General features: G+C 66.1%; 23 protein-coding genes. 14 read left to right on the forward strand and 9 right to left on the reverse strand.

What is annotated here, in order from left to right; translation table 11 throughout:
- Positions 1 to 3: 3 nt before the first annotated feature.
- Together EPO41_RS08970 and EPO41_RS08975 are read left to right on the forward strand one after the other, a co-directional pair.
- Positions 4 to 225 carry a hypothetical protein gene (locus EPO41_RS08970; RefSeq protein ID WP_296323492.1) on the forward strand — a complete coding sequence of 74 codons (222 nt, stop codon included), beginning with the start codon at positions 4 to 6 and terminating at the stop codon, positions 223 to 225.
- A 102-nt stretch (positions 226 to 327) separates the two neighbouring features.
- Positions 328 to 693 carry a hypothetical protein gene (locus EPO41_RS08975; protein WP_296323494.1) on the forward strand — a complete coding sequence of 122 codons (366 nt, stop codon included), beginning with the start codon at positions 328 to 330 and terminating at the stop codon, positions 691 to 693.
- A 39-nt stretch (positions 694 to 732) separates the two neighbouring features.
- On the opposite strand, the gene EPO41_RS08980 is transcribed toward EPO41_RS08975, so the two are convergent.
- Complete coding sequence (locus EPO41_RS08980) at positions 733 to 2,637, reverse strand: ABC transporter substrate-binding protein (RefSeq protein ID WP_296323497.1); 1,905 nt, start codon at positions 2,635 to 2,637, stop codon at positions 733 to 735.
- A gap of 133 nt (positions 2,638 to 2,770) precedes the next feature.
- Here EPO41_RS08980 and EPO41_RS08985 point away from each other — a divergent pair, with 133 nt between their 5' ends.
- Together EPO41_RS08985 and EPO41_RS08990 are read left to right on the forward strand one after the other, a co-directional pair.
- The gene (locus tag EPO41_RS08985; protein WP_296323500.1) at positions 2,771 to 3,199 is read left to right on the forward strand and encodes a nuclear transport factor 2 family protein; all 429 of its coding nucleotides are present in this window, start codon (positions 2,771 to 2,773) and stop codon (positions 3,197 to 3,199) included.
- A gap of 111 nt (positions 3,200 to 3,310) precedes the next feature.
- Positions 3,311 to 3,883 (forward strand): NUDIX hydrolase, encoded by a 573-nt coding sequence (locus EPO41_RS08990; protein ID WP_296323502.1) that lies wholly within the window; start codon positions 3,311 to 3,313, stop codon positions 3,881 to 3,883.
- Positions 3,884 to 3,898: 15 nt separating this feature from the next.
- Here EPO41_RS08990 and EPO41_RS08995 read toward each other — a convergent pair whose 3' ends face one another.
- Entirely contained in the window at positions 3,899 to 5,020 is a 1,122-nt protein-coding gene (locus EPO41_RS08995) for a hypothetical protein (RefSeq protein ID WP_296323505.1), read from the reverse strand.
- 175 nt (positions 5,021 to 5,195) lie between these two features.
- On the opposite strand from EPO41_RS08995, the gene EPO41_RS09000 reads away from it, so the two are divergent.
- The 4 genes from EPO41_RS09000 (at position 5,196) to EPO41_RS09015 (ending at position 8,853) form a co-directional block, all read left to right on the forward strand.
- Complete coding sequence (locus EPO41_RS09000; protein ID WP_296323508.1) at positions 5,196 to 6,062, forward strand: TauD/TfdA family dioxygenase; 867 nt, start codon at positions 5,196 to 5,198, stop codon at positions 6,060 to 6,062.
- Positions 6,063 to 6,195: 133 nt separating this feature from the next.
- Positions 6,196 to 7,044, forward strand: a complete 849-nt coding sequence (locus tag EPO41_RS09005) for an enoyl-CoA hydratase-related protein (RefSeq protein ID WP_296323511.1) — start codon at positions 6,196 to 6,198, stop codon at positions 7,042 to 7,044.
- A 64-nt stretch (positions 7,045 to 7,108) separates the two neighbouring features.
- Positions 7,109 to 7,840: a bifunctional nicotinamidase/pyrazinamidase gene (gene pncA / locus EPO41_RS09010; RefSeq protein ID WP_296323513.1), complete on the forward strand. Its 732-nt coding sequence runs from the start codon at positions 7,109 to 7,111 to the stop codon at positions 7,838 to 7,840.
- An 11-nt stretch (positions 7,841 to 7,851) separates the two neighbouring features.
- A complete protein-coding gene (locus EPO41_RS09015; RefSeq protein WP_296323516.1) occupies positions 7,852 to 8,853 on the forward strand; it encodes an aldo/keto reductase in 1,002 nt (333 codons plus the stop codon).
- A 3-nt stretch (positions 8,854 to 8,856) separates the two neighbouring features.
- On the opposite strand, the gene EPO41_RS09020 is transcribed toward EPO41_RS09015, so the two are convergent.
- Positions 8,857 to 9,435 carry a hypothetical protein gene (locus EPO41_RS09020; protein ID WP_296323519.1) on the reverse strand — a complete coding sequence of 193 codons (579 nt, stop codon included), beginning with the start codon at positions 9,433 to 9,435 and terminating at the stop codon, positions 8,857 to 8,859.
- A gap of 168 nt (positions 9,436 to 9,603) precedes the next feature.
- Between EPO41_RS09020 and EPO41_RS09025 the strand changes: the two genes are divergently transcribed.
- Positions 9,604 to 11,484, forward strand: coding sequence for an adenylate/guanylate cyclase domain-containing protein (locus tag EPO41_RS09025; RefSeq protein WP_296323523.1), 1,881 nt, complete (start codon positions 9,604 to 9,606; stop codon positions 11,482 to 11,484).
- 10 nt (positions 11,485 to 11,494) lie between these two features.
- Here the strand turns inward: EPO41_RS09025 and EPO41_RS09030 are convergent, their stop codons facing one another.
- Both EPO41_RS09030 and ybaL read right to left on the reverse strand, forming a co-directional pair.
- Positions 11,495 to 11,959 carry a YHS domain-containing (seleno)protein gene (locus EPO41_RS09030; RefSeq protein ID WP_296323526.1) on the reverse strand — a complete coding sequence of 155 codons (465 nt, stop codon included), beginning with the start codon at positions 11,957 to 11,959 and terminating at the stop codon, positions 11,495 to 11,497.
- Positions 11,960 to 12,057: 98 nt separating this feature from the next.
- Positions 12,058 to 13,728 (reverse strand): YbaL family putative K(+) efflux transporter, encoded by a 1,671-nt coding sequence (gene ybaL, locus EPO41_RS09035; RefSeq protein ID WP_296323529.1) that lies wholly within the window; start codon positions 13,726 to 13,728, stop codon positions 12,058 to 12,060.
- A 98-nt stretch (positions 13,729 to 13,826) separates the two neighbouring features.
- On the opposite strand from ybaL, the gene EPO41_RS09040 reads away from it, so the two are divergent.
- The 3 genes from EPO41_RS09040 to EPO41_RS09050 are packed head-to-tail and all read left to right on the forward strand — an operon-like array spanning position 13,827 to position 15,973.
- Complete coding sequence (locus EPO41_RS09040; protein WP_296323532.1) at positions 13,827 to 14,801, forward strand: tripartite tricarboxylate transporter substrate binding protein; 975 nt, start codon at positions 13,827 to 13,829, stop codon at positions 14,799 to 14,801.
- A 20-nt stretch (positions 14,802 to 14,821) separates the two neighbouring features.
- Positions 14,822 to 14,959: a hypothetical protein gene (locus tag EPO41_RS09045; protein WP_296323535.1), complete on the forward strand. Its 138-nt coding sequence runs from the start codon at positions 14,822 to 14,824 to the stop codon at positions 14,957 to 14,959.
- Positions 14,960 to 14,980: 21 nt separating this feature from the next.
- A complete protein-coding gene (locus EPO41_RS09050) occupies positions 14,981 to 15,973 on the forward strand; it encodes a tripartite tricarboxylate transporter substrate binding protein (RefSeq protein ID WP_296323537.1) in 993 nt (330 codons plus the stop codon).
- A 71-nt stretch (positions 15,974 to 16,044) separates the two neighbouring features.
- Here EPO41_RS09050 and EPO41_RS09055 read toward each other — a convergent pair whose 3' ends face one another.
- Entirely contained in the window at positions 16,045 to 17,205 is a 1,161-nt protein-coding gene (locus tag EPO41_RS09055) for a mandelate racemase/muconate lactonizing enzyme family protein (RefSeq protein ID WP_296323540.1), read from the reverse strand.
- 44 nt (positions 17,206 to 17,249) lie between these two features.
- Complete coding sequence (locus EPO41_RS09060) at positions 17,250 to 17,591, reverse strand: response regulator (protein ID WP_296323543.1); 342 nt, start codon at positions 17,589 to 17,591, stop codon at positions 17,250 to 17,252.
- 298 nt (positions 17,592 to 17,889) lie between these two features.
- Here EPO41_RS09060 and EPO41_RS09065 point away from each other — a divergent pair, with 298 nt between their 5' ends.
- Both EPO41_RS09065 and EPO41_RS09070 read left to right on the forward strand, forming a co-directional pair.
- A complete protein-coding gene (locus tag EPO41_RS09065; RefSeq protein ID WP_296323548.1) occupies positions 17,890 to 18,270 on the forward strand; it encodes a biliverdin-producing heme oxygenase in 381 nt (126 codons plus the stop codon).
- Entirely contained in the window at positions 18,263 to 20,800 is a 2,538-nt protein-coding gene (locus EPO41_RS09070) for an HWE histidine kinase domain-containing protein (protein ID WP_296323552.1), read from the forward strand. The genes EPO41_RS09065 and EPO41_RS09070 overlap by 8 nt, the downstream gene beginning before the upstream one ends.
- Here EPO41_RS09070 and EPO41_RS09075 read toward each other — a convergent pair.
- Both EPO41_RS09075 and EPO41_RS09080 read right to left on the reverse strand, forming a co-directional pair.
- Entirely contained in the window at positions 20,797 to 22,014 is a 1,218-nt protein-coding gene (locus tag EPO41_RS09075) for an MFS transporter (protein WP_296323558.1), read from the reverse strand. The two genes, EPO41_RS09070 and EPO41_RS09075, sit on opposite strands and share 4 nt — an antisense overlap.
- Before the next feature lie 2 nt (positions 22,015 to 22,016).
- Positions 22,017 to 22,961, reverse strand: a complete 945-nt coding sequence (locus EPO41_RS09080; RefSeq protein WP_296323560.1) for an SMP-30/gluconolactonase/LRE family protein — start codon at positions 22,959 to 22,961, stop codon at positions 22,017 to 22,019.
- Between the last annotated feature and the right edge of the window lie 47 nt (positions 22,962 to 23,008).

Consider the following 23,008-nt stretch of genomic DNA (forward strand, 5'->3'; position numbering starts at 1 on the left):
TTCATGGGCCAGTCGATTTCCGAAGCCAAGAAGGCGATTTTCCTGCAGCGGGCCGAGGCCCGGCTGAACTTCGCCCGCAACCTGCCGGCGGAGGACCCCAACCGGGAGGCCAAGCTCCGGGAGGCGGAGAAGGCGCTGCAGACCGCGCTCGCCTCCAAGACCGGCCCCGTCAGGACGGGCACCGGGCGCAAGGCGGGCAAGGCGAGGAAGAAGCGTGCCCGATGAAAAGGCGAGTGCCTTCAAAACGGCGCGATTTCGACATCGAATATGGCTACTATTCACACAGTGATTGAGTGTTCGTTACCACCTTCCGGTGAGGGAATGTCGATGCTGAAAAAAGCTGCCGTGGCCGCGCTGGTCGCCCTTCTTCCTCTCGCGCCCGCCCTTGCCGAACCGGCCGTGTGGACCTGGACGGGCTATGGGCTGAACGTCCCTGGCAGCGGCAAGTGTCCGATCTACAAGATGACGATCAAGGTCACCGTCGTCGGCACGGATGTGGATGGCTGGTTCCAGCAGGAAGGCCGCCCCGAGCGCGGCTTCAAGGCGACGCTGGGTCCGGACATGAAGTTCAAGACGACCACCATCGTCGGCAACGGCAACAAGATGGACGTCGTCGGCTCGGTCAAGCCGGGTGACGCCAAGATCATGCTCGACGGCTACTGCCTGTTCGAGGGGCCGCTCAAGCCGCAGTGACGGCCCTCACGATCGCTCTGCCTTAACGGATCTGGATCGCTATCCGGCGATCCAGAACGTGTCGGGCTCGTAGAGGCCGATATATCCGCCCGGATCCCAGGCCCAGTAGCCCTTCTCCGGGACGTTGCGCACCTTCTTGCCGACCGTCACCGGCTGGCGCACCTCGTTGACCGTGCCGATCGAGAACACCTCCTCGGCATTGACCGCGAGGATCTCCTCCCAGGCCTTGCGCTTCTCCGCGGCGTCGACCGACTGCTCCCACTTCTGCAGCAGCCCGAGCAGCGTCTTGCCGACCTCCATGTCGCAGGGTTCACCCTGCTTGCCCTTCGATTCGACGTAGAGGCCCCACTTCGGCCACTGCAGCCCGCCCTGCATCACCGGCGTGAACTCGCGCGGGCTGGTGTCGACGGTCGGCGCCGCCGTGGTCACGCCGGCATAGGCCGTCATGATCGCCTCGCCGGAGGTGGTGCGCAGACGGAAGTTGTCCGTGGTCTGCGGCTTCAGCAGCGCCTTGATGCCGATTTTCTTCCATTGGTCGGTGACCAGGGTCATGGTGTCGACCTCGTCGGCTTTCTCGCTGGAATGCTCGATCACGAACATCGCCGGCTGGCCGTTGGGCAGCAGGCGGATGCCGTCGCCGCCCTTCTTGGTGAGCCCGATCTCGTCCAGCAGCTTGTTGGCCGCCTTGACGTCGTAGGTCGCCCATTTGGTGGCGTACTCTGGCTTGAACAGGGGCGAGCGCGGCATGATCGTGTTGGCGGAAGGCTTGGCTAGGCCGCTGTAGACGACGTCGCTCAGCTCCTCACGGTTGATCGCCAGCGACAGCGCACGGCGGAAGCGGACGTCGCGGTTGAGCTTGCGCCAGGTCTCGTCGTTGGCGTTCATGTTGGGATAGAAGGCGACCTCCGAGCCCGAGCCCTTCTCCCACAGGAGCGCCTTGATGCCAGAGGTCTTGGCGGCGTCGCGCAGGAAGGTGAAGTCGCGCAGGCCGAGATAGCGCGGCTGCAGGTCCGATTCGCCGAGTCCGGCCTTGGCGGGGATCAGGTTGGCCGCGACCACTGTCATGATCACGTCGTTGATGTAGGGCAGCTGCTGGCCCTTGCTGTCGATGCGGTGGAAGTAGGGGTTGCGCACGAACACGAAGCGCTGGGCCGGCGGCACCGTAGTGAGGACCCACGGGTTGAGCGTCGGCAGGTCGACGTTGCTGTTGCCGTACATCGCGTCCTGGCGCTTGAAGACGTTCGACCAGCGGCTGCCCTTGTAGCGCTTGAGGATCTCCTCCTCTTCAGCGTATTTGCCGTGCAGCGTCTTCAGATAATGGGCCGGGCGGAACAGGAAGAGCGGCGCGGCGCGCGCCTGGCTCTCGATGAAGTCCGGGTTGGGCTTGTGCCAAGTGTAACGGATCGTGACCTCGTCGAGGATTTCGACCTTGGGCGGCTTGCCTTCGACCAGCAACTCGACGGACGGCCCGTTGGGCGACAGGTCCTTGTTGTTGGCAATGTCCTCCCAGAAGAAGCGGAAGTCCTCGGTCGTGAAGGGATGGCCGTCGGACCATTTGTGGCCGGCGCGCAGCTTAAACGTGAACTCGCGCCCCTCCTTGACCTCGTAGCTCTCGAGGATGTCGGGATGCAGCTTGAACTTGTCATCGTAGACGATCAGCCGGGTGTAGCTGTAGACGGTCATCAGGCGGGTATCGCGCGTGGCCGCGACCAGCATGTTGAGCTGGCCGCCCTGCCGGCCTATGCCGTCGGCGCCCGAGAAACTCTCGATGACGCGGGGTTGCCGCGGCAGCCGCTTGTCGACTGGCGGCAGCGCCCCCGACTTCACCTTGTCCAGCAGGCCCGGCGTCTCCTGCAGAGCCGGCAGCGGATTCGCCGCGAAGGCCGGAAAACTTCGCGCCACCAGACCCATCAACAGCGCCTGCGTCAGAACTCGTCTCTTCATCGCCAGCCCCATTATTGCCCCAGTCCCCAAGTGTGCGGGAAGTATGATGCAGAACTAAGGCAGAAATCGTCGATTTTCGGAAGTCGGGGCCGGGAATAATGGACGCAGCGGCCCAGGGAACGGAGTCTCACGAATGCCGAAGAAGAGCTGGAAAACCGCGATGATCGAGCTGCAGGCGGCCCAGGAGGCCTTCATGGACGGCGACGCCGGTCCGCTGCAGGCACTCTTTTCCCATGCCGGCGACGTGACGGTGATGGGCGGCTTCGGCGGTGTCGAGCGCGGCTGGGCGGAGGTTGGCCCGCGGCTGGCCTGGGCGGCCTCGCATTTCCACGGTGGTGCTTACAGCCAGCAGGTCATCGGTGTGACCGTGGGGAAGGACGTGGCCTCCCTGATCAGCCTGGAACGATGGGCGCGGAAGGCGCCGGACGGCCAGCCCCTGCCTGTCCTGGACCTGCGGGTGACCCAGACGTTCCGATTGGAACGCGAGCGCTGGCGCCTGGTCCACCGGCACGCCGATGAGCTCGTGCAGAAGCAGGAGCCGCTGTCTTCACGAACGAAGTGAGGGACCTTCAGGTCACATATGGTAGCCCCGCTGGTCTGTTCAGTGGGACACTGGGAACCGGAGCCGATCGTGGCCGCCTCACGATGCAATCTGGAGACTTGGAAACCCCTGATGACGACCATCAAGAAAGGCCCCTGGACCATCCACTCCCAGACGGACGTGTACGAGAATCCGTGGATCCGGCTCACCCATCACGAGGTGCTGACGCCGGCTGGGACGCCGGGCATCTATGGGTTGGTGCACTACAAGAACCTGGCCATCGGGGTCGTGCCGGTGGATGCCGAATTCCATACCTACCTGGTCGGCCAATACCGCTTCCCGCTCGACGCCTACAGTTGGGAAATCCCCGAGGGCGGCGGGGCGCACGGCGTCGATCCCCTCCACTCGGCGGCCCGTGAGCTACGCGAGGAGACGGGGCTCACAGCGCGCCACTGGCGCAAGATTCTGGAGGCCGATCTTTCGAACTCCGTCTCGGACGAGCGCGCGGTCGCCTATCTGGCCTGGGGGCTGACACCGGGTGAGTCGGAGCCGGAAGCCACGGAGGAGCTGGCGGTAAGGCGCGTTCCGCTCGCCGAGGCGTTCCGGATGGTCGAGGCGGGGGAGATCCGGGATGCCCTGAGCGTGCTCTCGCTGCAGGCCGTCCGGATCCTCCGGATGGAGGGAAAGCTCGACCTGTCCGAGTAGCCTACCCGGACGCACTCAGCCGGGTTGCAGCCTTCGCTTCAGCTTCCTGGTTTCACGGCGCATCTGCCTGATCTTTGCGTTCCCCGCCTTGTGCCCCCTGAAGTTGTCACGGATGCCAAGGGCCATGAACCTTTCGCGGCGCAGCCAGGGGGCTTTCTGGATCAGTGTCTCCAGCCGCGCGGCGTTCGGCGGCGCGGAGTCGATCCGCGAGAGAAGCTGCTCGATATACGGCTCCATCCGGTAGCGCCGAAGGAGGCCGGGAGGCAAGCCGGCGAGGAAGCGGCAAGCCGCCGGGAATCCCTCGACGATTTCCTCCGCAATCTGTTGCGCATCGATCTTTCGAAAGCAGCAGCGTCCGGAGAAATTGGCGCTGGCGGCCCGCTCGAAGTTCTCGACGGTCAGATAGCCCGGTCCTCCCCACCGATCATAGACATAAGGGGGAATGCCTCTGGCGACGGCATACTGGACGCTCTTGCCGACGGAGACGACGGCGCCGTCGGCGCCGAGCATCTCGGGCGTGACCCTGACGTACGTGCCCGCCTGTCCGATGTGAGCTGTATCGATGCCGCGCTGGCTGCACAGAGCGAGAGCGTCGATGATTTCCGGTGGTGCGTGATTCGAGATCAGTTGCACCGTCGTCGGCGTTTGCGCCGGTTCCGCGGCCGGGTCGATGCGCCAGAATCCTGCGGGTGCCGGGTTGGGATACACGACGATGCCGTCGGGTGGAACGTCGAGTTGCGTCAGGTGCCGTTTGAGGTTCTCGGAGTTGGCGATGGTCACATCGGCCAGCAGCGGCTCGAAGACCAGACCGGGATTCTCGTGAAACGTCAGCCCCGACAGATGCGCGAACACGAAGAGCGTGCGCTCGCGCGATCCATCGACGGGTTCGTAGCGCAACAGCGGTGCTGTGTGATTCTGGAGCCAGACGAGATCGAAATCGAACGCATTCAAAGCCGGGATTTCGTCGGTTACGACAATGCCCTGCCGGGCCACCAGGGGCGCAAGCGGCTCGTCGACATGATTTGCCGCAATGGTGCAGTCATGTCCCATCCCGTGGAGATATTCCGCGACCTCAACCGGCACGAGGGAGCCGCCGACGAATTCGGAGAGCTGGTTGATGGCAAAGAGGATCTTCACGCGTCTCGCTTCCGGGGTGACGGCTTACTGTACACCGGCTTCGCCGGGCGCAGGACGAGCGAGTCGCCGCTCGGGGGAAAGCTCGACCTGCGGGATTGAGGGCGCGGTCCGGGCTGGTCCGCTCGCCGCAAATCGGAAAGACTGCGAGCGACGGCATCCCGGAGGTTCGCGCGCCATGCCCCAGCTTCTCTACGAAGAACTCCATCCCGAGCTCGGCGTCCGCATCCGCGGCGTCGACGTGAGCAAGCCGCTCGCGCCCGACCTCGTGGCGGAAATCAACGTGGCGGTCGATCGCTACTCGTTCGTCTGCTTCCCTGACCAGGCGATGGATGACGATCGCCAGCTCGCTCTCACGCGCCAGCTCGGCAATCCGGAGCCCAGCCATACCAGCGTCGGCAAGATCGAGTATTTCGGCACCATCGGGAACGTCCAGCAGGACGGCACGGCGCTGGGCAGCTCGCACAAGAAGACGATCTTCCTGACCGGCAACAACATGTGGCACTCCGATGCCTCCTTCAAACCGGTGCCGGCGTTCCTCTCGATCATGTGCGCCTACGAGACGCCGTCCGAGGGCGGCATCACGATGTTCGTCTCCCTGCGTGCCGCCTACGCTCGCCTCTCGCCGGAGCGCAAGGCCGAGTTCGATCCGCTGATCGCGATCCACGACTACGTCTATTCGCGATCGAAGGTCGCCCCTGATGCCGTGTCGCCCGAGCTGGCGGCCTCGCTGCCGCCGGTGCGCCAGCGGCTCGTGCGGACCAACCCGGCGACCGGCGCAAAGAACCTGTTCCTCGGCAGCCATGTCCGCGAGATCGAGGGCATGGATCCCGCCGCGGGCCGCGCGCTGATCGACGCGCTGATAGACGAGGCCATCCAGCCCGAGCACGTTTACCACCACGCCTGGCAGCCGGGCGAAGTCGTCCTCTGGGACAATCGCTGCCTGCTCCACGCCGGCAGCGGCTACGACGCCGACCGCCACCGCCGCTACATGCGCCAGACCCGCGTCAGCGGCGCCTGCTCATCGCTGCAAGAAGCGGCCTAGCCGCACGCCTCCGACCTGCGCTCTTCGAAGTCGAGGGCGCGATCGGGAACGGGCACTGCGAAACTGCAGCCATGACGGTGGCCTCGGGCCGACCGATACTCTGCCTCCGCCCGATATCAGTGGAGGAACAAGCATGGCGCCGAAGCTCGTCGACTACCTGTCCTATGAACCCGAGGACAACGGAATCCTCTGGATCAGGTTCAACCGTCCGGATCGGCTGAACGCGCTCGTCGGAACGGCGGAGGAGAACGGCACGGTCGCCAAGGTCGGCGAGTACATGCGTGCCGGAGACGACGATCCGAAGATCCGCGTGATCGTGCTCACCGGCGTCGGCCGCGTCTTCTGCGCCGGTGCCGACCTGCGTTCGAAGATGCCACCGGAGGTGACGGGCGAGGAGTTCCCCGGTAACCGAGGTTCACACGAGGGGCCCGACGCTGCGCGCCAGCACTTCTATCACGGCTTTACCAAGCTCCACCGCGACCTCTCGCTGATCCGCAAGCCGACCATCGCCATGATCAACGGACCCGCGGTCGGTTCGGGCATGGACATGGCGCTTCACTGCGACATCCGCATCGGCTGCGAGAAAACGCGCTTCATCGGCTACCACAATGCCGGCCAGATCATCGAGAACGGCGGCTCGTACTATCTGCCGAAGATGGTCGGCCTCGGCCGCGCGCTGGAATTCGCGTACACCGGCGAACTCGACGCCCAGCGCGCCTACGACTGGGGCATGCTCAACCACCTCGTCGCGTCGGACAAGCTCGAGGAGACGACGCGGGCTCTGTGCGACCGCATCATCAAGGTGCCGCCGCTCGTGCAGTGGGTCGGCAAGCGCATCATGCGCGCGGCCCTCGACAGCACCTTGGAGACCACTATGGTTCTCACCTCGAATGCCGGCGGCATCCTGAACGGCTCCGAAGACGCCAAGGAAGCGCGCCGCGCCTTCGCCGAAAGGCGTCCGCCGGTTTTCAAGGGCCAGTGATCGAGGTCGCTCCTGCGGATCGGAGGCGCTAGACTGCGGCATCATCCAGAATCGGAGGATGGCCATGACATCAAACACGATCAACCTGTCTCGCCGTGGCTTCGTTCAATCCGCCGTGGCTTTCAGTATCGCCGGCGGCGCGGCATCGCCCGTCCTTGCCGCCGACTCGGTCAAGCCGGGCGCCAACAGCGCTCTCATCGTCATCGACGTCCAGAACTGCTTCATTGACGGCGGCACCCTGCCCGTGAAGGGCGGCGCCGAGGTCGTGCCGATCATCAACAAACTTGCGGGCTCCTTCCAGAACATCGTCGTAACGCAGGACTGGCACACGCCGGGCCATGCCTCGTTCGCCAGCGCGCATACCGCCAAGAAGCCGTTCGAGACGATTGGCCTCTCCTACGGCACGCAGGTCCTGTGGCCCGACCATTGCGTGCAGGGCTCCGACGATGCGGCCCTTCACAAGGACCTCAAGCTGCCGACGGCGCAGCTCATCATCCGCAAGGGATTCAACAAGGGCGTGGACAGCTACTCCGCCTTCGAGGAGGCTGATCGCAAGACGGCGACCGGCCTCGCGGCCTATCTCAAGGCCCGCAGCATCGACACGGTCTTCCTGGTGGGGCTTGCCACCGATTTCTGCGTCGCCTGGTCGGCGCTGGATGCGCGCAAGCTCGGCTTCACGACCTACGTCGTCGAGGACGCGACGCGCGCCATCGACCTCAACGGCTCGCTGGCCGCGGCCTGGAAACAGATGGCGGAAGCCGGCGTGAAGCGCATCCAGGCGAGTGACATCTCCTGAGGAAGGACAGCATGACCACGACCAACGCCTCCGTCCGTTCGCTCGGCAGGAGCGGCATCGATGTCTTCCCGATCGGCCTCGGCTGCATGTCTCTGTCCGGCGCCTATGGAAAGAGCGACGATGCCGCCGCGATCCGGCTGATCCATCACGCGATCGAGCGCGGGGTCACCTTGCTCGACAGCTCCGACATGTATGGTTGGGGGCACAACGAGACGCTGCTCGGGCAGGCGCTGGCGGGTGGCCGACGCGACAAGGTCGTGCTGGCGACCAAGTTCGGCCAGATCCAGCGACCGGGCGGGTTGAACGGCGTCGACGGCAGTCCGTCCCATGTGAAGGCGGCCTGCGACGCCAGCCTGAAGCGGCTGGGGGTCGAGGTGATCGACCTCTACTACCAGCACAGGGTCGATCCCTCGGTGCCGATCGAGGACACGGTCGGTGCCATGGCCGAGCTGGTGAAAGCCGGCAAGGTGCGCGCGCTGGGCCTCAGCGAAGCCGGCCCCGCGACGATCCGGCGGGCGCACAAGGTGCACCCGATCGCCGCTGTGCAGAGCGAATACTCGCTGCTCTATCGCCGCGACGCCGAGGAGACGCTCGAGACGACGCGCGCGCTCGGCATCTCGTTTGTGGCCTACTCGCCGCTCGGCCGCAGCCTGCTGACCGGCGCGGTGCGCCAACCCTCCGACATTCCCGAAGGCGACAATCGCGGCCGCCATCCGCGCTTCGCGGCGGACAATCTCGCCCGCAATCTCGAGCTCGTGTCGGAGATCGAAGCGGTGGCCAGGGTGAAGAACTGCACGCCGGGCCAGGTGGCGCTGGCCTGGCTGCTGGCGCAGGGACCGGACATCGTGCCAATCCCCGGCACCAAGCAGGCCGCGCGCGTCGATGAGAATGTCGGTGCGGTGGCGGTAACCCTGTCGGTGGGAGAGGTGGCACGGCTTTCGTCGGCGCTGCCGCCCGGCGGTCCCGCCGGCACGCGCTATCCCGAAGCGCAGATGAAGGCGGTCTACGTCTAGCCGCTACTGCGGCCAGCCGAGTTCGATCTCGATGACGACCGGCTTGGTTTGTCGCACGGCGCTGTCGGTCGACAGGAATTCGACGTCGCCGTTCACCTTGTCGAGCGCATCGCCGGGCGCGTCGCTCGCCGGGTCGAAGCGCACCGAGAGATTGCAGCCGCCGACCGGCTTGTCGAGGCGGCCGCCGTCCCAGCCATTGGTGTAGCCGCCGAGATCCCATCCGAAGCCCGTCAGGGTGAAGGGTTTGCCGTTCATCGTCTCGACCTCGGCCAAGGTGGTACCGTTCACGATGGGCTTGTCGAGCCCCGTAACGGCGACCGGCCAGGCGGAGCCGTTGCGGATGATCACCACGTTGGGACGCGCATAGGCGTCGTGCCAGAGGATTTCGATCCGCTTTCCCGGGTCCTTTGCGAAGATGACGGTCCCGGGTTCGGTCATGCCTTCGCCGACGGGGATGTCGGCCCGCTCGACATTGGCCGCGCCAAAAATCCGGGCAACCGTGCGTTCGTCGGCGTCGCGGGCGAACGGGCCAGTGCAATCGAGAACCGTCGGGGCTTGCGCCTGCGCGAACGCGGGCGCCACAGTCGTGACGCAAAGTAGGGCTGCAAATCGCAGGGACAAGCGCATCTCGCTCTCGAACCGTTCTGGCGGTAGGTAACGCCCGCGCGCCATAGTGGGAGCCACCGCAGGGAACCTGCAGCATGACCGACGAAGCCGTCTTCTATCACAACTCGCGCTGACTAGAGACCGATGACGTCCCCCATTACCAACCGCAGGCTGGCGACCATCCTGTTCGCCGACGTTTCCGGCTACAGCCGCATGATGCGCGCTGACGAGGAACGTACCCTGGTCGACCTGCGCGCGCATCTGGCCGAGCTGGTCGCGCCGGTGATCGAACGGTTCGGTGGCCGCATCGTGAAGACGGTGGGCGACGGCGTGATGGTCGAGTTCGGCAGCGCGGTCGAGGCGGTAAGGTCCGCCGTCGACCTGCAGCGGGGCATGGCGGAGCGCAATGAGGGCGTGCCGGCGGAGCGGCGGCAGACCTTCCGCATCGGCGTCCATCTCGGCGACGTCATCGCGTCCGACGACGATGTGTTCGGCGACACGGTCAATGTCGCCGCGCGTCTGCAGGGCGTGGCCGAGCCGGGCGCCATCGTGCTGTCGGCCGCCGTTTACGAGCAGGTGCGCGACAAGCTCGCCTTGCCGTTCCGCGACCTCGGCAACCGCACGGTGAAGAACATCGACCGGCCGGTCCGCGTCTACTCGCTCGACCTGGCGGCGCTGGCCGGCGGCGCGGTCGCGCCGCCCCGGCCGCTGCGACGCAAGCCGATGGTGCAGCTCGCCGTCGTGTCCGTGGCGGCTGCCCTGCTGGCAGGCGCCGGCACCCTCGCGTATTTCTCCGGCCATTTCCGGCCTGCGGAGGAGGCGGTGGCCGCCGCACCGGCGCCGGTCGAGACCGGCCTGTCGGTGGCGGTGCTGATCTTCGCCAACCAGAGCGGCGATCCCGGCCAGGATTATTTCTCCGACGGGCTGACCGAGGACATCACCCGGGCGCTCGGGCGCTTCAAGCAGCTCACCGTGCTATCCTACGGCGCGGTGCTGCCGTTCCGCGGGAAGAACCTGCCGCCGCAGGAAATCGGGCGTGCGCTGCGGGCGCGTTACATCGTCGGTGGCACGGTGCGTCGCATGGGGCCCCGGGTACGCGTCACCGTGCAGCTGAGCGACGCGATGACCGGCACGCAGCTGTGGTCCGAGCATTACGACGACGACCTCGGCGACATCTTCGCGGTGCAGGACCGCATCGCCCGTCGGATCGCCGGCACACTGGCCACCAACCTGCAGCAACTCGCCGTGCAGCAGAGCCTGCGCAAGCCGACCGACAATCTCGACGCCTACGACATGCTGCTGCGCGGCCGCACCCGCGCGGCGGAGACGACGCCGTCGGGCAACCGGGCGGCACGCGAGATGCTGGAGAAAGCGATGGTGATGGCGCCGAACTATGCCGACGCCTATGCCGAACTGTCCGGCGTCCATTTCGAGCGCGCCACCTTCGGCTGGTCGGAGTTTCCGCAGCAGGACATCGACACCGCGATCCGCTACGCCCAGAAAGCGATCGATCTCGACGAGGAGAACGTGCTGGCGCATGGCGTCCTCGCGCGCGCCTACGCCGCGACCCACAAGTACGATCTGGCGATGGCGGAATCCGAACGTGCGCTCGAGATCAACCCGAGCGACGCGGAGGTACTGCGGGCCCGGGCCGCGGTGCTGCTGTGGACCGGGCGCATCGAGGAGGCGATCGCAACCGCCGAGATCGCGAACCGTCTCAACCCCAACATTGGTCCCGAGGCGGCGCTCAACCTCGGCATCGCCTATCTGCTGAGCGGCCGCTACGCCGATGCGGTGCGGCTGCTCGAAACGGTGCGGGCTCGCTTCCCGGCCTATCCGCTCCTGGACCTGCCGCTGGCCGGCGCCTATGCCGAAATGAACCGCGCGGCCGATGCGAAGGAGGCGATGGAGGAGGGGCGTCGCAAGAACCCTCATCTCGACGCCGCGAGCTTCGGCACCCGTTTCCAGGATCCGGCGCTGCAGCAGCGGCTTGCGGCGAGCCTGCGCAAGGCAGGCCTGAACTAAGGTCGCCGACTTACCGGTTCGTGCTGTTCTTCAGGTTCTGCCAGTTGCCGTTGGCGCGGGTCGCGTTCGCGCCCGCATCTTCGCGAAACCGCTCCGAGCCGGCGGCGCTGGCAAAGACGTAGAGACGACCGTTCGAGATGGTCCAGATCGTCGGGTCGGATTCGCGCAGGTTGCCGTTGGCCATGTTCATGGCGCACTGCCCACCGAACTGGGGTGCGTACTTGTCGGGATCGGCTCTGAACAGGTCGCGATGGCGGGCGCTGACAAAGCGATAGCGCACGCCATCCCAGACGAGTTCGTAATCGGTGCTGCCGGGAGTCGGCGCGCCCAGCGTGAAATAGGCGACCGGATCGTAACCCTTGAGCCCGAGGCGCACGGCGCCGGCGGGGTTCGGCTGCGCCTCCGCCGCACCGGCCACGCTGCCGACAAGGGCAGTAATTGTTATCCCCCAGAGGAACGCACGACGCGTAGACATTTCAGTCTCCAGTGTGCCGGCGAATGAGCCGGCTTCCTGCGAGGTGGGCCTCGATTGGGGCTAAAGGGGGGCATCCTGCGAACGACCGTTCGAGCCGGTCAGGCCGAGCGTGGGGACGTGTCGGCGCGGCCGCGCTCCAGCATGCGGTGGGCGATCTCCGTTTCCCCCAGGACGATGAGATTGGCGCCCAGCTTTTCGAAGTGTTCCACCGTCGCACTCGAATGGGCCCGCGCGAGGATGTCGAGCTTGGGATTTGTCCCGCGGGCCTGCTCGATGATCTGACCGGCCTCGAAGGCTTCGGGAATGGTGACGTAGAGCCGGCGGGCGCCGGCGAGGTTGATCGCGGCGATGATCGCGGGTTCTGCCGCGTTGCCCGCGAATACCTCCGCTCCGTCTCGCCGCGCCCGGTCGACGCCTGCGTCGCTGGCTTCGACGACGATCATCTTGCCGCCATCGCGCGTCAGTCCCGCGCCGACCAGCGAGCCGACGCGACCGTAGCCGATCACGATGTCATGGTCGGTCAGGGTCGTCGGGGTGAGGCCGGTCTCGGGTCCGGCGGCGGGCTTGTCCTTGGGGGCGGCCTCCTTGTCGGCGCCCATGCGTTCGAGCAGCGTGAAGACGAACGGATTCACCATGATCGACACGATGGCCCCGGCCAGGATGAGGTCGCGCGACTCCTTCGGCACCATGTTCAGGCCGATGCCGATACCGATCAGGATGAAGGAGAATTCGCCGATCTGCGCGAGACTTGCCGAGACCGTGAAGGCGGTCGACCGGCTGTGGCCGAAGGCGCGGACGATCAGGTAGGCGGCGGCCGACTTGCCGACGATGATGATCGCGATGGTGGCGATCACGGCCAGCGGCGCGTCCACGAACACGTTCGGATTGAGCAACATGCCGACCGAGACGAAGAACAGCACCGCGAAGGCGTCGCGCAGCGGGATGGCCTCTTCCGCCGCCCGCTGGCTGAGGTCGCTCTCTCCCAGCACCATACCGGCGAAGAAGGCGCCGAGGGCGAAGGAGACGTCGAAGAAGTAGTGCGCGCCGTAGGCGACGCCGAGCGCGATGGCGTAGACGGCGAGCCGGAACAACTCGCGCGAGCCGGTGTGCGCGGTGTGGTGCATCAGCCATGGAATGAGCCGGCGCCCGATGATCAGCATGATCGCCACGAAGATCGAGACCTTGGCCAATACGACGAGGAGGGAGAACAGGATGCGGGTAGCGGGCACGCCATTGTCCGCCGTTGCCAGGGCCAGCGCCGGCAGGAGGACGAGGGCCAGGACCATGGCGAGATCCTCGACCACCAGCCAGCCCACGGCGATGCGGCCGCGATGGGTCTCGAGGATGTGGCGGTCCTGCAGGGCGCGGATGAGGACGACGGTACTGGCCACTGAAAGGGCAAGGCCGAAGACGAAGCCGGCCAGCGGCGGCCAGCCGAGCGCCCAGGAGAGGCCGGCGCCCATGAGGGTCGCGACGGCGATCTGGCCGATCGCACCGGGGATCGCGATGCGCGCCACCGAGAGCAGATCCTTCAGCGAGAAGTGCAGGCCGACGCCGAACATCAGAAGGATGACGCCGATTTCGGCGAGTTCGGTGGCGAGGGCGGGATCGGCCGTGAAGCCCGGCGTATAGGGGCCGACCATGACGCCGGCCATGAGGTAGCCGACGAGGGGCTGAATCCGCAGCCTCTGGGCGATCAATCCGAAAACGAAAGCGAGCATCAGACCCGCAGCAATGGTGGCGATGAGCGGGGTGTGCTGCTCCGGCATCCGTAATTTCTCTCCGCGATTGAAAGGGGTCACTCCGATGTGGCGCGCGTTGTCGGAAATTGCAATCTGTCTGAGGGGATTGGGGAGGATCTTGAAAAATGATTTCGCGACGTAACATGCTGGGGACCGGCCTTGCCCTGACGGCAACGGCCGCCACGAACGCGCCGGCGTGGGCGCAGAATTTTCCCAGCAAGCCGATCCGCTGGATCGCGCCCTTCGCGGCCGGCGGCAACTATGACCTGACGTCCCGCCTCGTCGGCGAAGGCATGAGCCGCAGTCTCGGCCAGCAGGTCATCGTCGACAACCGGCCGGGCGCCGGTGGTCTCGTCGGGGCGGAGGCGGCGGCGAATGCGCCGGCCGACGGATATACCGTCGTCATGGGCAGCTTCAGCGTGCTGTTCGTCTCGCCCTATCTTGCCGGCAAGCCGTCGCTCGTCCCGATGTTCGCGCCGATCAGTCTGCTGTCGACCGTGCCGATGATCCTGGTCGGCAAGCCTGGCGGGCGCTTCGCCGACATCCGCGCCGTCCTCGCCGAAGCCAAGGCCCGACCCGGCACGGTCAGCATCGGGCACGCGGGCAACGGCACGACCAACCACATCGCCATCCTGCGTCTCGAAGTGAACGAGGGCGTGAAGTTCAACATCATTCCGTACAAGGGCTCGGGCCCCGGCCTCGCCGACCTGATGGCAGGGCAGATCGATCTCTACATGGACCAGCTCACGACATCGCTGCCGCACATCAAGTCGGGCAAGCTCATGGGCATGCTGGCGATGAGCCCCGGTCGCGTGGCGCAGCTTCCCGACGTGCCGTCGCTCACGGACATCGGCAGCAAGCCCTTCGACGGCGGCACGACGGCCGGCGTGCTGGCCCGGGTCGAGACGCCCCAGCCGATCCTCGCGACGTTGAACGGCGCCGTCGTCGCAGCGCTGAAAGATCCCGCCATCGCCGCGAAACTCGGCGAACTCGGGGCCGTGCCGCGGCCATCGACGATGGAGGAGTTCGCGGCCTACATGAAGGATCAGGAAGCGGGCGTTAGCGCACTTGTGAAGTCTGGTTTGTTGAAACCCGAATGAGCGGGTGCCATGTCAACGGCATGACATCTCTCATCAGAACGTTCATGCTGGTTCTGGCTGTCGCCATGGCCGGGGCCGTCGCGGGATGCAGCGGCATCCCACAGGACGATCGCTATCAGGACCACCGCAATCCCAGTTGGGTCGGCTTTCGCGCCTGACAAAGCATAGGGGAGGGGATCATGAATCTTGGCAGACGCGGCCTTCTAGGGGCCGGCGTCGCCGGCTTGGCAATGGCCGGCCCGATGAGCGGTCTCGGACGACAGGCTGCGGCGCAGTCCTTTCCCAACAAGCAGATCCGCTGGGTCATCCCCTTCGCTCCCGGCGGCAACTACGACGTCACGGCCCGCATCGTCTCGGATCCGATGGGCCGCCATCTCGGCCAGGGCATCCTGATCGACAACAAGCCGGGCGCCGGCGGTGTCGTCGGCCTCGAAGCGGCCCTAAACACGCCGGCAGACGGCTACACGATTTCGATGGCGAGCTTCACGGTGGCCTACGTGGCGCCGATCTTCGCAGGCAAGCAGCCGCTGCTGCCGCAGATGGCGCCGGTCAGCATCCTGACCACGGTGCCGACCGTCGTGGTCGCGCGGGCCGACAGCCGCTTCAAGGACATGAAGAGCGTGATGGCGGAGGCCAAGGCCAAGCCCGGCGCGATCTCGGTTGGCCACTCCGGCAACGGCACGACCAACCATGTCGGCATTCTGCGCCTGCAGCTGAACGAAGACATCAAGCTCAACATCATTCCCTATCGCGGCGCCGGTCCCGGCATCGCCGATCTTCTGGCGGGCAATCTCGACCTGTTCGTCGACCAGCTCACCAGCTCGATGCCGCATATCCAGTCCGGCAAGCTGCGTCCGCTCGCGACCTTCAGCCTTCAGAAGGTGCCGGACTTGCCCACCGTGCCGACGCTGGGCGACCTTGGCCTCAAGCCGTTCGACGGCAACACGACGGCCGGCGTATTCACCAATCCCGATACGCCCAAGCCCGTGATCGCCCGTCTGAACGAGGGCGTGGTCGCCGGCCTCAAGGACGAGGCCGCGAACAGGAAGTTGCGCGAACTTGGGGCCATCGTGCGCCCCTCGACGCCCGAGGAATTCACCGCAGCCCTCAAGGCCGACGAAGCCAATGTCGGGGAGCTGCTGAAGCTCGGCCTGCTGAAGCCTGAAGGCTGAGCGCAGCTCAGCCTGCGAAGCGGCAGGACATTGCCTCTGGCAATGTCCGGGAGCGCCGAAGGAAGAACGACCTAAGCAATCTCCTTCATCACCGACCACAGGTCGGCCTTGCGTTCGAAGCCGATGCCCGGCGCGTCGGGCATCGACACGCGGCCGTCGACGACGGCGCAGTCGTCTGCGAAGCCGCCGAACGGCGCGAAGACCTGCGGATAGGATTCGTTACCGCCGCACTGCAGGCCGACGGCGATGTTCAGCGCGAACTGGTGGCCGCCGTGCGGCACGCAGCGGCGCGGCGACCAGCCGTGCGACTTCAGCATCTCGATCGTGCGCAGGTACTCGACCAGACCGTAGGAGAGGGCCGGGTCGTACTGAAGGATGTCGCGGTCGGGCCGCAGCCCGCCGTGGCGGATCAGGTTCCGTGCGTCCTGCATCGAGAACAGGTTTTCACCGGTGGCGAGTGGCGGGGCGTACTCGGTGGCGAGCGCCGCATGCGCGAGATAATCGAGCGGGTCGAGCGGCTCCTCGTACCAGCGCAGGCCGAAGTCCTTGATGGCGCGGCCGAACTCGATCGCCGTCGTGAGGTCGAACTTGCCGTTGACGTCCACGGCCAGTCGCTCGCCGGCACCGACGATCTCGAGCACCGCCTCGATGCGCTCGAGGTCCTCGGCCAGCGGCACGCCGCCCACCTTCATCTTCACGCAGGAATAGCCCAAGCCGAGATAGTGCTTCATCTCGTCCTGCAGTCCTTCCAGCCCCTTGCCGGGATAATAGTAGCCGCCAGCGGCATAGACCCACGCCTTCTCGTCGGCCTGGCCGCCATTGTAGCGGTCGGCCAGCAGCTTCCAGAGCGGCACGCGCTGGGCCTTGGCGACGGCATCCCAGATCGCCATGTCGAGCACGCCGACGGCGACGGAGCGCTCGCCGTGCCCGCCGGGCTTCTCGTTGGCCATCATCGCCGCCCAGCATTTCGCGGGATCGATCAGCCCTCCGGCATCGAGGAGGGAGTCGGGCTTGGCCTGGCTGAGGCGCGGAATGAAGCGCTCGCTCAGCAGCCCGTGCTGCGCATAGCGGCCGTTCGAATTAAAGCCGAACCCGACCACCGGTTTGCCGTCGACCATCACGTCGGTCACCACGGCCACGACCGAAGCAGTCATCTGGCTGAAGTCGATATAGGCGTTGGCGATGTTGGAGCGGATGGGCGAGACAATGTCGCGAATGGCGACGATGCGCATGAGGGCGTCCGTATCTGGAGGGCCAAAGGCCGGATCCAGAGGTTCTACAGGTGCTGGCGAGCAGCGGCCAGTAGGCGGGGCGCCGCCACTGGTTTGCGCAGGAACGGCATCTCCGAAAGGTCGCGCGGGACCTTGGCAGGATCGCTCGCGGACACGAAAACAAAGGGCACGCCCCGCGCCCGCAGGAGCTTGGCCAGCGCGAACGTCATCCCGTCCGAGAGCTTGATGTCGAGGAAGCTGAAATCCACCCGTTCGGCGGCCAGGGTCATGGCTTCACCGGCGGTACCGGCGACGATGGGCACGCAACCCAACTGATCGCGGACCAGCGCCGCCAAGTGGTCGGCCACCAGCTCGTCGTCTTCCACGATGAGAACGTGCTTGCTCATGGCGAGGGCGACAACGCCCGTCAGACGACCAGGTTCCGCAAAAATATTGAAATCCGATCATCGAACATTCGGTCACCCTCTGCGTATTATCCAGCAGATGCGGCCAGCGCTTCATATCGCTGCGCCCGGACGAACTTCCGCCCGCCAGATGCTGCGTGCAGCGACAGCGGCTCTTCATGCAGAAGTCGACGCGCGCTTTTCCGGTCCCTTCGACACGGATAAGGATGCCTATGCGGCGTTCCTGACGGCACTTGCCCGCGTCGTGTGCCCTTTGGAAAGAGCCCTGGAGCGAGGGGGCGTGGAACGTGTGCTTCCGGATTGGCCGGCGCGTCGCCGCTCACGGGCTCTCGAGCGCGACCTCGACGTACTGGGAATCCCCGTACCGGCTCCGGTGCCTGTCACGGTGACCTCCGACAAGGCGCGACTTTTCGGTCGGCTGTATGTGCTGGAGGGCTCGCGCCTTGGTGGCAGGCTGCTGGCGAAGCGCGCGTTCGGGAATGCCAATCCGCAGGTCCGGGCGGCGACCAGCTACCTGGGACACGGTGCGGGAGCTGACTTCTGGCGCGCCTTCCTGCAGCGACTGGAGGAATCGGACGCCGTTGCCGCGGCGCCGGAACGGACGATGCTGGGCGCGCGGGAGGCATTCGGCCTTTTCCTGGCGGAGCCGGCGGATGTCTGAAGCGGACCCCACCGTTGTCGATCTCACGAATTGCGACCGCGAGCCGATCCATCTGCTCGGCGCCATCCAGCCGTTTGGGTTCCTCCTCGGCCTCGACAGCACGCAGTGGACGATCACCCGGGCGTCGGGCAATGCCGTGGAGTGGCTTGGCATCGGACCGGCCGAGCTGATCGGCCGTCCGATCGAGGATGTGTTCACGGCCGATTCGATCCACCTGATCCGCGGCCATCTCCAGACGGCGGCGTTCACAAATACCGTGGCGCGTGCCTTCTCCGTCGCGCTGTTTGCCGACGGCTCGCGGTTTGACCTCGCCGTACATGTGGTCGACGATTCGATCGTCATCGAGTCCGAGCCGTGCGTCGACGAGCAGGGCGTGAATTCCGGCGCGCTGGTCCGCGCCATGATTGCCCGGCTGCAGCAGACCTCCGAACTGCGAACTTTCTATAGGGTGGCGGCGCGCGAGATGCGCGGCCTCACCGGCTTCGATCGCGTGATGGTCTATCGCTTCGACCATGACGGGTCGGGCGAGGTGATCGCGGAATCGGCGCGCGGTGGGCTCGAAAGCTATCTCGGCCTGCACTACCCGGCCTCGGACATCCCCAAGCAGGCGCGCATCCTCTACGAGCGCAACTGGCTTCGCATCATTCCCGACATCTCGGCAAAGCCTGTAGCCATTGAGCCCGGACTCATCGCCGGACGGCCACTCGACCTGTCGATGAGCGTGTTGCGCAGCGTCTCTCCGATCCACATCGAGTATCTGCAGAACATGGGGGTCGGCGCCTCCATGTCGGTGTCGATCCTGCGCGACGGGAAACTGTGGGGCCTGTTCGCCTGCCATCATTACGGCCCACACGGAATCCCCTTCGAGAGGCGTACGGCGGCGGAACTGTTCGGCCAGATGTTCTCGCTGCTGATGGAGAGCCGGGAACGGGACAGCGAAGCGGCCTACGAGGCTCGTGCGCGCAAGCTGCACAATCAACTCGTGACCGTGATGGCATCGGAAGCGACCCGTTTCGACAGCATCGTCGCCCATCTCGACGAGATTGCCGATCTCCTGTCCTGTGACGGAATCGGCGTATGGACCGGCGGCAGCGCGACCCTGCAAGGCATGGCGCCGACGCAGGAGCAGTTTGCCCGCCTGATCGACAATCTGGCGCGCCGCGACCTGAGCGACGTGCTGGCGTGTCACGAGATCGCGGCGGAATACCCGCCGGGCCGCGACTTCGCCGACCGTGCGGCCGGCATGCTGGTTGTGCCGTTGTCACGTCCGGCACGAGATTTCCTCATCTTCTTCCGAAAGGAAGCGGCGCGTTCGGTGAACTGGGCCGGCGATCCCAGCAAGCCGGTCGTCGTTGGCCCGCTCGGCGCGCGCCTGACACCGCGCAAGAGCTTCGAGCTGTGGCGCGAGACGGTGAGCGGCCAGTCTGTTCCGTGGCAGGCTGTCGACGTCCGGATCGCCGAGAGCCTGCGGGTGAGTCTGCTCGAAGTCATCCTTCGTCTTTCCGACATCACCGAGGTTGAGCGCAGGCGGGCGCAGGAGCGGCAGGAGCTGCTTATCGCCGAGCTCAACCATCGGGTTCGCAACATTCTGGGCTTGATTCGCGGCGTCATCTCGCAGAGCCGCGATCCGTCGCTTTCGGTCGATGCCTTCACCGATGTGGTCGGTGGGCGCATCCAGGCGCTGGCGCGCGCCCACGACCAGATCACAGCCGACAACTGGGGACCGGCTTCGTTCCGCGGACTTGTCGCTGCGGAGGCGGGCGCCTACCTCGGCGGCAAGGCCACCCGCGTGCGCCTTTCCGGGCCGGAAATGCTGCTGGAGCCGCAGGGCTTCACCACCCTGGCGTTGGTCGTGCACGAGCTGATGACGAACTCTGCCAAGTACGGCGCGCTGAGCGACAGTACCGGCGGGATCGACATCGAGACCCGGCTCGATGCCCAGCGCAACCTGCTCATCGTCTGGATCGAGCATGGCGGGCCGCCGGTTGTGCCCCCAACCCGCCGCGGTTTCGGTTCAACGGTGATCGAGCGCTCGATTCCCTACGACCTCAAGGGAGAGGCCGCCATCGACTACGAAGCGACGGGCGTGCGTGCACGGTTCGTCGTGCCTGCCGCCTATGTTCGGCCGGCGCCGGGGGCTCTGGCGGAAGCGCCTGCCGAGGTTTCGCCCGATGTAGGTGCCCCCGACCTCCCGAAGGATATACTGGTCGTCGAGGACAACATGATCATCGCGCTCGACGCCGAGAGTTCTCTCCTGCGGGCGGGCATCGAGACGGTGCGCGTCGCCTCGAGCGTTGCGCAGGCAATGAGGGCGATCGCCACCCGTCCGCCGGATTTCGCCCTGCTCGACATCAATCTGGGCCGGGAGACGAGTTTTGCGGTCGCCGAGCATCTTGATTCACTCAGGATACCCTTTGTGTTCACGACCGGCTACGGCGAGGACATCGCCTTCCCGCCCAAGCTGCTCGGCGTGCCGCGCATCCGCAAACCCTATACCGGCGACGCGCTGCTGATGGCGATGCGGCGTTAACCCGCCGCGAAGACGTTGCGGCGGTTCTGGCGGAACAGCAGCCACCAGGCCACCGCTCCATTCAGCAGGTTCCAGGCGATGCCGTTGACGAAGGCCGCGCGATAGGAGCCGGTCATGTCGAACAGCACCCCGCCCATCCAGCCGCCCAGCGCCATGCCGACCAAGGTGGAGGAGATGGCGAGGCCGACCCGGAAGCCCGCTTCCCTGGGTGGGAAATATTCACGCACGATGATGGCGTAGGACGGCACGATGCCGCCCTGGAAAAGGCCGAACAGGGCCGAGGCGAGGTAGAGTGAGTTGACCGAGTCGTCGACGAGATAGAAGACCAGCGCCACGCACTGCAAGGTCGAGCCCAGCAGCAGGGTCTTCACGCCGCCGACCCGGTCGGCGATCCAGCCCGAGGCGATGCGGCTCACGATGCCGAAGCCCAGCATCAGAGACAGCATCTCCGCGCCGCGCGCCACGCCGTAGCCCAGATCGGCGCAGTAGGCGACGATATGGACCTGCGGCATCGACATGGCGACGCAGCAGCCGATGCCCGCGACGACCAGCACCGCCTGCAGCGCGTTCGGCGACAGGCCGAGCGAACGCGGCGAATGGGCAGCGGCACCGGGCGTTCCAGCGACGCCCGTCATCTGCTCCTGCGGCGGCTTGCGGCGGAGCGTCAGGGCCAGCGGGATCATCGCCACGAAGCACAGCGCACCGGCGACCCAGTAGGTGACCCGCCAACCATGATCGTGGATCAGCATCTGGATGATCGTCGGCCAGATCGCGCCCGCGAGATAGTTGCCCGAGGCGGCGATGGCGACGGCGATGCCGCGCCGCCGGTCGAACCAGTGCGAGATGTCCGCCACCAGGGGGGCGAAAGTCGCGGCAGAGCTGAAACCGATCAGCACCTGGACCGCCGCGAACAGGGGCAGGGCGGTCGCCAGCGGCGCCAGCGCGAAGCCCAGGGCGAGACCGGTTGCGCTGAGTACCGCCGTGAGGACGATGCCGCGCCTGTCGACCAGCTTGCCCCAGGTAACGCCGCCCGCGAAGAAGCCCAGCGTGTTCATCGTGTAGGCCAAGGAGATGTCGGCGCGGGTGATGCCGAGATCCTGCTGGATCGACGGCAGCGCCACGACAAGGCACCACATGCCGATGCCGCCGACCGTGCTCAGCGTCACGCTGGCAGCCAGGCGCCACCAGGCATAGGTCGACTCGACTCCAGACATGATCAGCCGCCGATCGCGCCTTGCGTGTTGACGTAGAGGGCGTAGAGCGAGTGGCTGGCCGCCATGAACAGGCGGTTGCGGTAGCGTCCGCCGAAGCAGACGTTGGCGCAGCGCTCCGGCAGGTCGATATGGCCGATCGGCTTGCCTGCGGGATTGAAGACGCGCACGCCGTCGAGATCGGCCGAGCCCATGCCCCAGCCGCACCACAGGTTGCCGTCGATGTCGACGCGGAACCCGTCGGGCGATCCGCCGGGACCGGCGTCGATCAGCACCGAGCCCTTGCCCAGCGACGTGCCGTCGGTCGACACCTCGTAGGACAGGATCGTGCGATGCGGTTCGGCGCGCGAGGCCACGACGTAGAGCTTCTTCTCGTCGGGCGAGAAGGCGAGGCCGTTGGGGCCCGGAATGTCGTCCGCCATCACCGTGAGCTTGCCGGTCGTCGGGTCGAGGCGATAGACGGCGGGCTCGTTCTGGCTCTCTTCTTTGTGGCCCTCGTAGTAGCCCAGGATGCCGAAGGTCGGATCGGTGAACCAGATCGAGCCGTCGGACTTCACCACCACGTCGTTGGGTGAGTTGAGCGGCTTGCCGTTGTAGGAATCGGCCAGCACGGTGATGGCGCCGTCATACTCGAAGCGCACGACGCGGCGGGCGTCGTGCTCGCAGGCGATCAGCCGGCCGCGGCGGTCGCGCGTGTGGCCGTTGGCGTTGTTCGAGGGCTTGCGGAAGATCGAGACGTTGCCGGTCTCCTCGTCCCAGCGCAGCACGCGGTTGTTGGGGATGTCGCTCCACAGGAGATAGCGCCCGTCGCCGAACCAGACGGGCCCCTCGGACCAGCGGCAGCCCGTGTAGAGGCGCTCGACCGAGGCCAGCATCAGCCGGTACTGGTTGAACGACGGGTCGAGCACGCGCACCGCCGGATCGGGGTAGCGCTCGTTAGGCTGCCACATCTTGGTTCCTCAATCTTTGCTTTGGCGCAAAGCTCGCACCGAATTTC

It is taken from the genome of Reyranella sp., assembly GCF_004297265.1.
Lineage (GTDB): Bacteria > Pseudomonadota > Alphaproteobacteria > Reyranellales > Reyranellaceae > Reyranella.